General features: G+C 72.3%; 7 protein-coding genes. 4 read left to right on the forward strand and 3 right to left on the reverse strand.

Features of this window, described 5'->3' with window-relative positions; all coding sequences use genetic code 11:
* Positions 1-34: 34 nt before the first annotated feature.
* Together ACH4D3_RS05295 and ACH4D3_RS05300 are read right to left on the reverse strand one after the other, a co-directional pair.
* Complete coding sequence (locus ACH4D3_RS05295) at positions 35-607, reverse strand: dihydrofolate reductase family protein (protein ID WP_398316478.1); 573 nt, start codon at positions 605-607, stop codon at positions 35-37.
* A gap of 64 nt (positions 608-671) precedes the next feature.
* A complete protein-coding gene (locus ACH4D3_RS05300; RefSeq protein WP_398316480.1) occupies positions 672-2,339 on the reverse strand; it encodes a PucR family transcriptional regulator in 1,668 nt (555 codons plus the stop codon).
* A 151-nt stretch (positions 2,340-2,490) separates the two neighbouring features.
* Between ACH4D3_RS05300 and ACH4D3_RS05305 the strand changes: the two genes are divergently transcribed.
* From ACH4D3_RS05305 to ACH4D3_RS05320, 4 genes are all read left to right on the forward strand, one after another.
* A complete protein-coding gene (locus tag ACH4D3_RS05305) occupies positions 2,491-3,759 on the forward strand; it encodes an aspartate aminotransferase family protein (RefSeq protein ID WP_398316482.1) in 1,269 nt (422 codons plus the stop codon).
* Between the two features lie 67 nt (positions 3,760-3,826).
* Positions 3,827-5,266 carry an NAD-dependent succinate-semialdehyde dehydrogenase gene (locus tag ACH4D3_RS05310; protein ID WP_398316484.1) on the forward strand — a complete coding sequence of 480 codons (1,440 nt, stop codon included), beginning with the start codon at positions 3,827-3,829 and terminating at the stop codon, positions 5,264-5,266.
* 45 nt (positions 5,267-5,311) lie between these two features.
* The gene (gene argG / locus ACH4D3_RS05315) at positions 5,312-6,757 is read left to right on the forward strand and encodes an argininosuccinate synthase (protein WP_398316486.1); all 1,446 of its coding nucleotides are present in this window, start codon (positions 5,312-5,314) and stop codon (positions 6,755-6,757) included.
* Positions 6,758-7,151: 394 nt separating this feature from the next.
* The gene (locus ACH4D3_RS05320) at positions 7,152-10,547 is read left to right on the forward strand and encodes a CARDB domain-containing protein (protein WP_398316488.1); all 3,396 of its coding nucleotides are present in this window, start codon (positions 7,152-7,154) and stop codon (positions 10,545-10,547) included.
* A 49-nt stretch (positions 10,548-10,596) separates the two neighbouring features.
* On the opposite strand, the gene ACH4D3_RS05325 is transcribed toward ACH4D3_RS05320, so the two are convergent.
* Positions 10,597-12,879, reverse strand: a complete 2,283-nt coding sequence (locus tag ACH4D3_RS05325) for a hypothetical protein (RefSeq protein ID WP_398316490.1) — start codon at positions 12,877-12,879, stop codon at positions 10,597-10,599.
* Positions 12,880-12,889: the final 10 nt, after the last annotated feature.

A 12,889-nucleotide genomic window follows, 5' to 3' on the forward strand; every position in this document is an offset into this window, starting at 1 on the left:
AGCGGTGGTCGCGGCACCACCGCTCGCCGGCGGCTCAGCGCACGACGTCGAAGACGTTCTTCTGGATGCCGTTGGCGTACACCTCGTGCTCGACGAGCCGCAGCTTCTGCGCGTCCTTGTCGGCGTCGCTGAACAGCCGCTTGCCCGCGCCGAGCAGGAGCGGGAAGACCAGCAGGTGGTAGCGGTCGATCAGCCCGGCGTCCGACAGGCTCCGGTTCAGCGCCGCGCTGCCGTGGACGATGATCGGACCGCCCTCGCCCTCCTTGAGCGCCGCGACCTCGTCGAGCGAGCGCAGGATCGTCGTCTCGCCCCAGTTCGTGACCAGGTCGTCCTCGGTGAGGGTGGTGGAGACGACGTACTTCGGCATCGTCCGGTACTCGGGGAACTCCGCCATGTCCGGCCACACCGGGCTGAACGCCTCGTAGCTGGCCCGGCCGAGGAGCAGCGCCGCGGCCTCGCTCTGCTCCCGGCCCTTGATCTCGTACGCCTCGGGGAGGAAGTCCACGAGCTTGAAGGTCCACCCCGAGTTCCGGTAACCGGGCTCGCCCCCCGGTGCCTCCACGACACCGTCGAGCGAGACGAAGGCGGTGCTGATCAGAGTACGCATGCGGAGTTCCTCAACGTTTCGTTTCCGGTCTGTGTACCACTACGACCGCGGGCCGGGGGAAAACTCATCGGTCCCCGGCCGGGGGTCCGTCGACCCTAGGGGGTGCCCGCAGCGCGTCGACGGCGTGCAGGGCGGCGTGGAGCTCGGTGCGCTGCTCGCCGGACTCGAGGTCGCGGCCGAGCAACCGCTCGATGGTGCGCAGCCGCTGGTAGACGGTCTCCCGGGACAGCCCCGCCGAGCGGGCGGCGACCGTCTTGTTGCCCGCGGCGTCCAGATAGCCGCGCAGGGTCGTCACCAGGTCGGTGCCGTGCCGGGCGTCGTGGTCGAGCAGCGGGCCCAGCCGCCGCTCCGCGTAGTCCTGGACGCGCGGGTCGTCGCGCAGGGCGTACAGCAGGCGGCGCAGGCCGATGTCGGCCCGCTCGTGGAAGGAACGGCCGGCCGGGAGGGGCCGGCCGGGCTCGGTGGCCTCGGCCACCCGGGCGGCCTCGCGGAACGAGCGGGCCACGTCGGCGAGGTCCCCGGCCGGCGCGCCCGCGCTCACCGTCGCGCCCGGGGCCGCGTCCAGCACGGCGCGGCTCACCCGCTCGACGGCCTCGCGCCACGGCCGGGCCGGGCGCAGCGCCAGCAGCACGCCGAGCCGGCCGGGGGACAGGAGCCCCACGAGGGCCGGTACGCCCGTGTTGGTCAGTTCCTCGGAGAGCCGGAACTCGGTGGCCTCCCCGTCCCGCTCGGGCGGCAGATCGGCGAGGACGGCGACGAAGCGGACGTCGTGCGAGGGCAGCCCCAGGGCCGCGACGCGGGCCCGTGCGTCCGCGGGCGAGCGGTGACGCTGCTCAACCAGGTCGCGCAGGGCGTTGCGGTGGGCGGCGCGCTCCCAGGGCGTGGAACGGGTGAGCCGGGCGATGGTGAGGGCCATCGCGGTCCGCTCCAGCACCGTGACGTCCTCGGGCCCGAAGTCCCGGCCGGGGAGCGCGCCGGGGAACGGGCCCGGGAGCATGACGGCGCGCCCCCACCGCTCGCCCTGGTACTCCACCGGGGCCGCCAGCCAGCCTTCGGGACCCGAGACCTCCGCACGGTCGGTGGCGGGGGTGGTGCGTGAGCGCCGCTCCCAGTCCGTGAGCGCGGCCCGGGCCGGGGTCCCGGAGGGTTCGCAGGCCAGCGCCCGGTGCACCAGGTTCTCCAGCACGACCGTGCGGCCGCTCATCTCCGCCGCGGCGCGCAGCACCTCCTCGGGGCCCGCGCCGCGCAGGGTGAGCGCGGTGAACGCCTCGTGGACCCGCTGGGTCCGGCGCATCGCGTCCGCCTGGTGGCCGAGGATCAGGGTGTGGACGACCTGGGTCACCTCCAGGAAGTTGACGTCCCTGGCGAGCGTGACGAGGGGCAGGCCGCGCGCACGGCAGGCCCGGACCAGGGCGTCGGGCGGCCGGTGGTAGCGGCGCACCAGCTCCATCGCCAGGGCGGCGGCACCGACGGCGGCGAGTTCGTCGACGTAGCGGCGGACCCCGGCGGAGTCGTCGGGCAGGGGCATGCCGGTGGTGAGGACGAGTTCGCCGCCCTTGAGGAAGGAGGCGGGGTCCGTCAGTTCGGTGATGTGGACCCAGCGGACCGGTCGGTCCAGGTGCTCCTCGCCCGCCACCACCCGCGGATCGCCGCCGGCCAGCACCGGCAGGGCCAGCACGTCGGCCACGGTGGGCGGCCGGCCCGCCGGGCCGGGCTGCCGGTTCTCGCTCACGGTGCCTCCCTGGGCACCCAGGCTACGCCGAACGCCTGACACATCGTCCGGACACGCTGCCCCGGCCGGACAGATCACGCGTTGCCGCGCCCGCCGGGGAGGGAAGGCTCGGGGGACCGCAGGACACCGACGAACAGGCCGGGAGACGAGCATGACCGCACTGTCGCCGCACCTTCGCCAGGCCACCCCCGTGGTGGCGGTCCGGGGCGAGGGCGTCCACCTCGACGGCGAGGACGGCCGCCGCTATCTGGACTTCACCGCCGGCATCGGCGTCACCAGCACCGGCCACTGCCACCCCAGGGTCGTGGCCGCCGCCCAGGAGCAGGTCGCCACCCTGGTCCACGGCCAGTACACGACCGTCATGCACCCGCCGCTGCGCCGCCTGGTCGACAGGCTCGGCGAGGTACTGCCGGACGGCCTGGACAGTCTGTTCTTCACCAACTCCGGCAGCGAGGCGGTCGAGGCCGCGCTGCGCCTGGCCCGCCAGGCCACCGGACGGCCCAACGTGCTGGTCTGCCACGGCGGCTTCCACGGCCGCACGGTCGCCGCCGCCTCCATGACCACCTCCGGCACCCGCTTCCGGTCCGGGTTCTCGCCGCTGATGAGCGGCGTGGTCGTCACCCCCTTCCCGACGGCCTTCCGCTACGGCTGGGACGAGGAGACCGCCACCCGCTTCGCCCTGAAGGAACTCGACTACACCCTCCAGACGATCTCCTCACCCGCCGACACCGCCGCCGTGATCGTCGAACCGGTGCTCGGCGAGGGCGGGTACGTCCCCGCGAACCGCGCCTTCGTCCAGGGCCTGCGCGAGCGGGCCGACCGGCACGGCTTCCTGCTGATCCTCGACGAGGTGCAGACCGGTGTGGGCCGCACCGGCCGGTTCTGGGGCCACGAGCACTTCGGCGTCAGCCCCGACATCCTCGTCACCGCCAAGGGCCTCGCCAGCGGCTTCCCGCTCTCCGCCATCGCCGCCCCCGAGGAGCTGATGCGCAAGGCCTGGGCGGGCTCGCAGGGCGGCACGTACGGCGCCAACGCGGTCGCGTGCGCGGCGGCCTGCGCCACGCTGGACGTCGTACGCGACGAGAAGCTCGTCGAGAACGCCGAGACGATGGGTGCCCGGCTCCGCCACGGCCTGGAGGCGGTGGCGTCGCGGAACCCTGCCGTCGGCGACGTACGGGGCATGGGGCTGATGCTGGCCAGCGAGTTCGTCACCGAGGACGGCGAGCCGGACCCGGAGACCGCCGCCCGGGTGCAGCGGGCCGCGGTCGACGAGGGGCTGCTCCTGCTGCTCTGCGGGGCCTGGAACCAGGTGGTGCGGATGATCCCGGCCCTGGTGATCGACGAGACGGCCGTCGACGAGGGCCTGCGGGCGTGGGCCGCCGCCGTCGAGGCCGGTACGTCGGGAGCGGCGGGACGATGACGGCCGCCGCACACCGCTTCCCGACCCGCCCCGCGGGGACGACGCACCGGCGATCAGGAGGGACCCCATGACCGACACCCCCACGCAGCTGTTCCTCGGCGGTGCCTGGACGGACGCCGCGGACGGCGCCGTCATGCCCGTGGACGACCCCGCGACCGGCGAGATCCTGGCCCATGTCGCCGACGCGGGACCCAAGGACGCCCGGCTCGCCGAGGAGGCGGCGGTCCAGGCGCAGGAGGAGTGGGCCCGGACGGCGCCGAGGGCGCGCAGCGAGATCCTGCGCCGCGCGTACGAGATCGTCCTGGAGCGCACGGACGCACTGGCCCGCCTGATGACCTCCGAGATGGGCAAGCCGCTGGCCGAGGCCCGCGGCGAGGTCGCCTACGCCGCGGAGTTCTTCCGCTGGTTCTCCGAGGAGGCCGTCCGGATCGACGGCGGCCACGGCGTCCTGCCCGACGGCCGCAACCGCATGCTGCTCTCCCGGCGCCCGGTCGGACCCTGCCTGCTGATCACCCCGTGGAACTTCCCGCTCGCCATGAGCACCCGCAAGATCGGCCCGGCGATCGCGGCCGGCTGCACCATGGTGCTCAAGCCGGCCCCGCAGACCCCGCTCTCCAGCCTGGCCCTCGCCGCGATCCTCAAGGAGGCGGGGCTGCCGGACGGGGTGCTGAACGTCGTCACCACCTCCAGGGCGGGACAGGTGTGCGAGCCGCTCCTGCGCGGCGGGCGGATCCGCAAGCTGTCCTTCACCGGTTCGACGGCCGTCGGCCGGCTGCTCCTGGCACAGTGCGCGGACACCGTCGTGCGGACCTCGATGGAACTGGGCGGCAACGCGCCGTTCGTCGTCTTCGACGACGCGGACCTCGACGCCGCCGTGGACGGCGCGATGGTCGCCAAGATGCGCAACATGGGCGAGGCCTGCACCGCCGCCAACCGCTTCTTCGTGCACCGCTCGGTGGCTCAGGAGTTCGCCGGCCGGCTCGCCCGGCGGATGGGGGCACTGGTCGTGGGCCCCGGTACGGACGACGGCGTCGACGTCGGCCCGCTCATCGACGCCGCGGGGCGCGCCAAGGTCGAGGACCTGGTCGCCGACGCGGTGGAGCGCGGCGCCCGGGTGCTGGTCGGCGGCACCACGCCGGAGGGCCCCGGCTGCTTCTACCCGCCCACGGTGCTCACCGACGTCGCACCGGACAGCCGGCTGACGACGACGGAGATCTTCGGCCCCGTCGCGGCGATCCTCACCTTCGACGACGAGGACGAGGTGGTCCGCCGGGCCAACGACACCCCCTGGGGGCTCGTCGGCTACGTCTTCACCGAGGGCCTGGACCGTGCCCTTCGGGTCAGCGAGCGACTGGAGGTGGGCATGGTCGGGCTCAACACCGGCCTGGTCTCCAATCCCGCCGCGCCCTTCGGCGGCGTCAAGCAGTCGGGTCTCGGACGGGAGGGCGGCCGGGTCGGGATCGAGGAGTTCCTGGAGTACCAGTACGTGGCGCTGCCCACTCGCTGACCGGGAGGCTTTGCATGGTCATGCGTAATCATGCATACTCTTCCTATGTCCAAGGTCCTCACCTCCCTCCCCACCGGCGAGCGCGTCGGTATCGCCTTCTCGGGCGGCCTCGACACCTCGGTCGCGGTCGCGTGGATGCGTGACAAGGGCGCCGTCCCCTGCACGTACACCGCCGACATCGGCCAGTACGACGAGCCCGACATCGCCTCGGTGCCCGACCGTGCCAAGACGTACGGCGCCGAGGTCGCGCGCCTGGTCGACTGCCGTGAGGCGCTGGTCGAGGAGGGGCTGGCCGCGCTCACCTGCGGGGCGTTCCACATCCGCTCGGGCGGGCGCGCCTACTTCAACACCACGCCGCTGGGCCGTGCCGTCACGGGCACCCTCCTGGTCCGGGCGATGCTCGAGGACAACGTCCAGATCTGGGGCGACGGCTCCACGTTCAAGGGCAACGACATCGAGCGGTTCTACCGGTACGGGCTGCTCGCCAACCCGCAGCTGAGGATCTACAAGCCCTGGCTGGACGCGGACTTCGTGACGGAGCTCGGCGGCCGCAAGGAGATGTCGGAGTGGCTGGTCGCCCACGACCTGCCCTACCGGGACTCCACGGAGAAGGCGTACTCCACCGACGCCAACATCTGGGGCGCCACCCACGAGGCCAAGACCCTGGAGCACCTCGACACCGGCGTGGAGACCGTGGAGCCCATCATGGGTGTGCGGTTCTGGGACCCGTCGGTCGAGATCGCGCCCGAGGACGTCACCATCGGCTTCGACCAGGGCCGCCCGGTGACGATCAACGGCAAGGAGTTCGCCTCCGCCGTCGACCTGGTCATGGAGGCCAACGCCGTCGGCGGCCGGCACGGCCTGGGCATGTCCGACCAGATCGAGAACCGGATCATCGAGGCCAAGAGCCGCGGCATCTACGAGGCGCCGGGCATGGCCCTGCTGCACGCCGCCTACGAGCGCCTGGTCAACGCCATCCACAACGAGGACACGCTCGCCCAGTATCACACCGAGGGGCGGCGGCTCGGGCGGCTGATGTACGAGGGCCGCTGGCTGGACCCGCAGTCGCTGATGATCCGGGAGTCGCTGCAGCGCTGGGTCGGCTCGGCGGTCACCGGCGAGGTCACCCTCAGGCTGCGGCGCGGCGAGGACTACTCGATCCTCGACACCACGGGCCCGGCGTTCAGCTACCACCCGGACAAGCTCTCCATGGAGCGCACCGAGGACTCCGCGTTCGGCCCGGTGGACCGGATCGGCCAGCTGACCATGCGCAACCTGGACATCGCCGACTCCCGCGCCAAGCTGGAGCAGTACGCCGGTCTCGGTCTCATCGGCACCGCCAACCCCGCCATCGGCGCCGCCCAGGCCGCCGCGACCGGGCTGATCGGCGCCATGCCGGAGGGCGGCGCGCAGGCCATCGCCTCCCGCGGCGAGGTCTCCGCCGACGACGAGCTGCTGGACCGCGCCGCGATGGAGTCCGGCACGGACTGATCCATCCGTCCCCGCGACCGGGGACCCCGCACCGGCAAGGGCCGGCTCGACACCCGAGGGTGTCGAGCCGGCCCTTGTGCTTGTCCCGTCTGTTGCTCCACCTCGTGCATGACTTGCGTGGCTTGCGGGCTTCGAACAGTCCGTTCACCGCTCGCGGTTCCCTTGTTGCCAGTTCAAGTGCTGCGCAAGCGTGTCGCAAGCAACGCAAGTCGTTTACGTGTCAATTCCCGCCCCAACCGCGACCGTTGACAAACCGGTGACGCGCTAGAAACCTGATGACGCACTTTCCGCAAAGAATCGACTGTCCTGCTCAATTGGCGCGCAGATTCGGTGCTTCCCCCCAACTGCCGGGCCGCCGCGCCCTCCCCGACTCCCCACGGAACAGAGGACCCCCATGAGACGGAGATCTCTCGGCCGACGGACGCTCACGGGCGCCGCCGTCGCCGGGCTGATGGCCCTCGGGCTGCTGCCACTGCCCCTCGCCGCCACCGCGCAGGCGGCGACGGAGCCGGTGACGGCCGCCGCCGACGTCAACCTGGCCCTCGGCCGCCCCGCCAGAGCCGGCGGCTCGCACGGCGCCTACCCGGCCGGCAACGCCACCGACGGACAGCAGGCCACCTACTGGGAGGGACCGTCCGGCACGTTCCCCGAGTGGCTCCAGGTCGACCTCGGCACCGCCCGCGACGTCGACCGGGTGGTCCTCAAACTGCCCGCCGGCTGGGAGAACCGGACCCAGACGCTCTCCCTGCGGGGCAGCACCGACGGCGCCACCTTCCACAGTCTCGACGCCTCCGACGGACGGGCGTTCGGCCCGGAGCGGGCGGGCACCGTCACCATCGACCTCGACACCCCCTCCGAGGCCCGCTACGTCCGCGTCGACATCACCGGCAACACCGGCTGGAACGCCGCCCAACTGGCCGAACTGGAGGTGTACGGCGACGACGTCGACACCGGCCCGCCGCCCACCGGCACCAACCTGGCCCGCAACAAACCCGCCGAGGCCACCTCCACCACCCAGAACTACGTCGCCGCCAACGCCACCGACGACTCCACCGCCACGTACTGGGAGGCCGCGGGCAATCCGGCCGACCTCACCGTCAAGCTCGGCGCCGACGCCGACGTCAGCGGTGTCGTCGTCAAGCTCAACCCCGACCCGGTGTGGTCCGCCCGCACCCAGAGCATCCAGGTGTTCGGACGGGCCGAGGGCGAGAGCGACTTCACCTCGCTGCGCGACCGCGCCGACTACGCCTTCAGCCCGGGCCAGGACAACGCGGTGACCATCCCGGTCAGCGGCCGGGTCTCCGACGTACGGCTCCGGTTCTTCTCCAACACCGGCGCACCCGGCGGCCAGGTCGCCGAGTTCCAGGTGCTCGGCACCGCCGCACCCGCGCCCGACCTCACGGTCACCGGCCTCGACTGGTCGCCCGCCGCGCCGAACGAGCGCGACGAGGTCACCGTCGACGCCACGGTCCGCAACGCCGGCACCGCGCCCTCGGCCGCGACCACCACCGAGGTCACCGTGGAGGGCACCACGGCCGGCAGCGCCGCGGTCCCCGCGCTCGAACCCGGCGAGTCCGCCGAGGTCGCCGTCGCCACCGGCACCCACGCGGCCGGCAGCTACGCGGTCGCCGCCGTGGCCGACCCGAAGGACACCGTCGCCGAACTGGACGACACCAACAACAGCCGCTCCGCCACCGACCGCCTCGTCGTCGACCGGGCACCCGGCCCCGACCTGGAGGTGCGCTCCATCACCACCAACCCGGCCAACCCGGCGGTGGGCGCCGAGGTCTCCTTCACCGTCGCCGTGCACAACCGCGGCACCGGCGCCGTCGAGGCGGGCTCGGTGACCCGGGTCCAGGCCGGCTCCACCACCCTGGACGGCACCACCGGGCAGGTCGCGGCAGGCGCCACGGTGAACGTCCAGGTCGACGGCACCTGGAAGGCGACGAGCGGCGGGGTCACCCTCACCGCCACCGCCGACGCCACCGCACGGGTCGCCGAGACCAACGAGAACAACAACGTGCTCGCCAAGTCCCTCGTCGTCGGACGCGGCGCCGCCGTGCCGTACACCGAGTACGAGGCGGAGGACGGCCGGTACGACGGCACCCTGCTCACCACCGACGCCAAACGGACCTTCGGGCACACCAACTTCGGCACCGAGTCCTCGGGCCGCGAATCCGTCCGGCTCGACTCCACCGGCGAGTACGTGGAGTTCACGTCCACCACACCCACCAACTCCATCGTGGTGCGCAACTCCATCCCCGACGCCCCCGGCGGCGGCGGAGCCGAGGCCACCATCAGCCTCTACGCCGACGGCGAGTTCGTGCAGAAGCTCAACCTGTCGTCCAAGCACAGCTGGCTCTACGGCAGCACCGACGACCCGGAGGGCCTCACCAACCGGCCCGGCGGCGACGCCCGGCGCCTCTTCGACGAGTCCCACGCGCTCCTCGAGAAGACCTTCCCGCAGGGCACCGAGTTCCGCCTCCAGCGCGACTCCGGCGACTCGGCCGCCTACTACGTCATCGACCTGATCGACCTGGAGCAGGTCGCGCCCGCCAAGGCCAAGCCCGCCGAGTGCACCTCCATCACCGAGTACGGGGCCGTCCCGGGCGACGGACTCGACGACACCGACGCCATCCAGCGCGCCGTCACCGACGACCAGAACGGCAGGATCGACTGCGTGTGGATCCCCGCCGGGCAGTGGCGCCAGGAACAGAAGATCCTCACCGACGACCCGCTCGACCGCGGCCAGTACAACCAGGTCGGCATCAGCGACGTCACCGTCCGGGGCGCCGGGATGTGGCACTCCCAGCTCTACACCCTGACCCCGCCGCAGGAGGCCGGCGGCATCAACCACCCGCACGAGGGCAACTTCGGCTTCGACATCGACGACAACACGCAGATCTCCGACATCGCCATCTTCGGCTCGGGCACCATCCGCGGCGGCGACGGCAACGCGGAGGGCGGCGTCGGCCTCAACGGCCGCTTCGGCAAGAACACCAAGATCAGCAACGTGTGGATCGAACACGCCAACGTCGGCGTCTGGGTCGGCCGCGACTACTCGAACATCCCCGAGCTGTGGGGCCCCGCCGACGGCCTGGAGTTCACCGGCATGCGCATCCGCGACACCTACGCCGACGGCATCAACTTCTCCAACGGCACCCGCAACTCCACCGTCTACAACTCCTCCTTCCGCACCACCGGCGACGACTCGCTCGCCGTCTGGGCCAACAAGTACGTGAAGGACCCGTCGGTGGACATCGGCCACGACAACCACTTCCGCAACAACACCATCCAGCTGCCGTGGCGGGCCAACGGCATCGCGGTGTACGGCGGTTACGGCAACACCATCGAGAACAACGTCGTCTCCGACACCATGAACTACCCCGGCATCATGCTGGCCACCGACCACGACCCGCTGCCCTTCTCCGGGCAGACCCTCATCGCGGGCAACGCCCTGCACCGCACGGGCGGCGCGTTCTGGAACGAGGACCAGGAGTTCGGCGCCATCACGCTCTTCGCGCAGGGCCAGGACATCCCGGGCGTGACCATCCGGGACACCGAGATCCTCGACTCCACCTACGACGGCATCCAGTTCAAGACGGGAGGCGGCGCGATGCCCGACGTGAAGATCCAGAACGTCCGCATCGACAAGTCGAACAACGGCTCCGGCATCCTCGCGATGGGCGGCGCCCGCGGCAGCGCGACCCTGACCGACGTCACGATCACCAACTCGGCCGAGGAGGACGTACGGATCGAACCCGGCTCCCAGTTCAAGATCAACCAGTAGGCGGGCCGGCAGCAACCGGCCGGTAGGAGCGGCCGGCAGGAACAGCCGGTCACCAGGAAACCGCCCGGCGGCGCGGAGCACCACCGCGTCGCCGGGCTTCCGCCGCGCCCGGAATCCGGCCGGGGGTGCGCTCGACCGGGAGGCGGGGGTCGTCCTCGACGCGTTCGGCGTTGAGCTCGTTGACCGCGCCGAGCGCGTCGCCGATCGTCGCGTAGTCCACCGCGATGAAGTTGACCGGTCTGCCGCGCTGCCGCTCACAGGTGTGCGCCCGCTCCAGCACCCGCTGCCGGGAGTTGACGACCCCGGCGTCGAGGCGCAGCCCGCCGCCCGCCGTGACGAAGTGGTTCAGCAGGAACAGCCGCTGGTCCGAGCCGCCCCGGTTGGGCAGGCAGGACATCTCGTCCGGGCTGCGGAAGGCGAAGGGCGTCTCCATGGCGTACCGGTACAGGTTCCGGTACCAGGGCGCGGGTCCGTCCGCCTTCTCCGCGAAGACGACCAGCCGCCGCCCGCTGTCGATCATGTCCCCGAGCTTCGGCCACGGACGGTCCGGGTCCCGGTCCGGCTCGTACAGCAGGTCCGAGAGACCGGCCCGGACGAAGGCGTCCTGCGTCGTCACCGCGTCCACGCCGTCCTGGAGGATCAGCGTGACGACCTCCGTGGGGTTGTCGCGCAGCCACTCGCCGATCTGCCGAAGCGTCGGCTCCAGTTCGAGGGCCCCGGCGCCGCACACCGAGTGGCACAGCCACAGGCCCGGATGGGGCGGGTTCACCCGTTGCAGGATCGCGGTCAGCCGACGGCGCTCGGCGGGGGAGAAGTCGGAGGTGCTCAGCCGCTCCGCGACCTCCTCGGGCCGCTCCCAGCGGTGGGTGTCGAGCAGCAGGACCCGCGACCCGGCGCCCAGCTGACCGACGATGTCCGGATCCTGGAGCGGACCGATGAACCGGTCGGCCGTCGTCGCCATCGCGTTGTGCGACGCGAGCTGGGCGATCTCGTCGTAGCGGGCGTCGCACAGCTCGGCACTGCCCTGGCAGATCCGCGGGGAGGAACCGCTGATCGCCACCGGCGCCAGCATCGTCCCGACGAGGGCGACGGCGGTGACCGTGAAGGTCAGCGCCGGAACGTGCCGCGGATCGGTGAGGACCGGCACGCTGGGCCGGGTCTGCCAGACCCAGCCGACGGTGATCAGCAGCGCGCCCGCGGCGAGCAGGATCACCGCGACCACGACGGCGGTGGTCAGCAGCCGGTCGAGCGCCGCGGCCTGCACGTCGGCGAGCAGCCCCGTGGCCGTGGGCGGCCAGGACGGCGGGGTGCCGAACAGCGTGTCGCCCAGTGTGAGCCGCAGCACGAGCACGGTGAGCGCCATGAGCGAGGCGGCGGCGGCCGGCACCCAGCCCAGCGGAATCAGCCGGCGCTTGGCGGGCGACGGCCTCAGGAACCACAGCAGGGTGAGCGCGGCGGCGCACAGCACCGCCGCCGCCGGTTCCACCACCTCCTGGAAGAGCCGGGTGACCTTGCGGGCACGGTCCAGCGGAGCCAGCGCCTCGGTCCCGGGCTCGACGTCGACGGTCACCACCCACGTGCCCTGCTTCGCCTCCCGCAACAGCTCCTCGGCGGTGGCCCGGACCTGGTCGGTCAGGGCCACCGGGGCGATCGCGGCCAGGGCGGAGGCCACGTCGCCCCGGTTCAGGGCCGTCAGCACGGTCGATCTGACGCCGTCGCGCGTCGCGCCGTCCGGCACCAGCCGCATCAGCGCGTCCGTGGCCGCGTCCGCCTGGCTGTGCGAGAGCGGCAGCGTCGGCAGCTCGTCCAGCGGCGCCTCACCGGCCACCACCCGCGCCACCAGCTCACTCAGGTGCTGCACGAAAGCCTGGAAGTCCGGTTCGGACCGCTTCTGCAGCGCCGCGACGGCATCACCGAAGTACGCCTGGCTGAGCCGTTCGACGTTCGCGACGACGGGCTCCAGGTCGACGGTGATCCGCAGCCGCTCGCGGTCGCCCTCCAGATAGTGGACCATTTCCGTGATCTGGCCCTGGGCCATGGTCCGCAGCGTCTCGGGCGGGACCACCACCTTGAGGTTCGAGGTGATGGTCGACTGCGGAACGGGCAGCCGCTCCAGCAGGTCGCTGGTGAACGGCGTGCTGCGCGGGTCCACCAGCACCTCGTCGTAGAAGCGCTGGTAGGCGTGCTCGTCCTCCAGCACCTGGCCGTAGAACCCGGGGTCCAGCACCGTACTGCGGACGACGGCCGCCGCGGCCAGGACGGTCAGGCTCAGCACGGCCACGCACCAGACCAGCACCTCGACCCAGGGCGAGCGCCGAACCAGTGCGTTCATGGAACCATTC

The sequence above is a fragment of the Streptomyces sp. NPDC018026 genome (genome assembly GCF_044327745.1).
Lineage (GTDB): Bacteria > Actinomycetota > Actinomycetes > Streptomycetales > Streptomycetaceae > Streptomyces > Streptomyces rubrogriseus.

What these genes read in the sequence shown, in the direction of transcription:
- ACH4D3_RS05295 (WP_398316478.1), bottom strand. Translation starts at nt 607, where the DNA reads ATGCGTACTCTGATCAGCACCGCCTTCGTCTCGCTCGACGGTGTCGTG.
- ACH4D3_RS05305 (WP_398316482.1), top strand. Translation starts at nt 2,491, where the DNA reads ATGACCGCACTGTCGCCGCACCTTCGCCAGGCCACCCCCGTGGTGGCG.
- ACH4D3_RS05310 (WP_398316484.1), top strand. Translation starts at nt 3,827, where the DNA reads ATGACCGACACCCCCACGCAGCTGTTCCTCGGCGGTGCCTGGACGGAC.
- argG (WP_398316486.1), top strand. Translation starts at nt 5,312, where the DNA reads ATGTCCAAGGTCCTCACCTCCCTCCCCACCGGCGAGCGCGTCGGTATC.
- ACH4D3_RS05320 (WP_398316488.1), top strand. Translation starts at nt 7,152, where the DNA reads ATGAGACGGAGATCTCTCGGCCGACGGACGCTCACGGGCGCCGCCGTC.
- ACH4D3_RS05325 (WP_398316490.1), bottom strand. Translation starts at nt 12,879, where the DNA reads ATGAACGCACTGGTTCGGCGCTCGCCCTGGGTCGAGGTGCTGGTCTGG.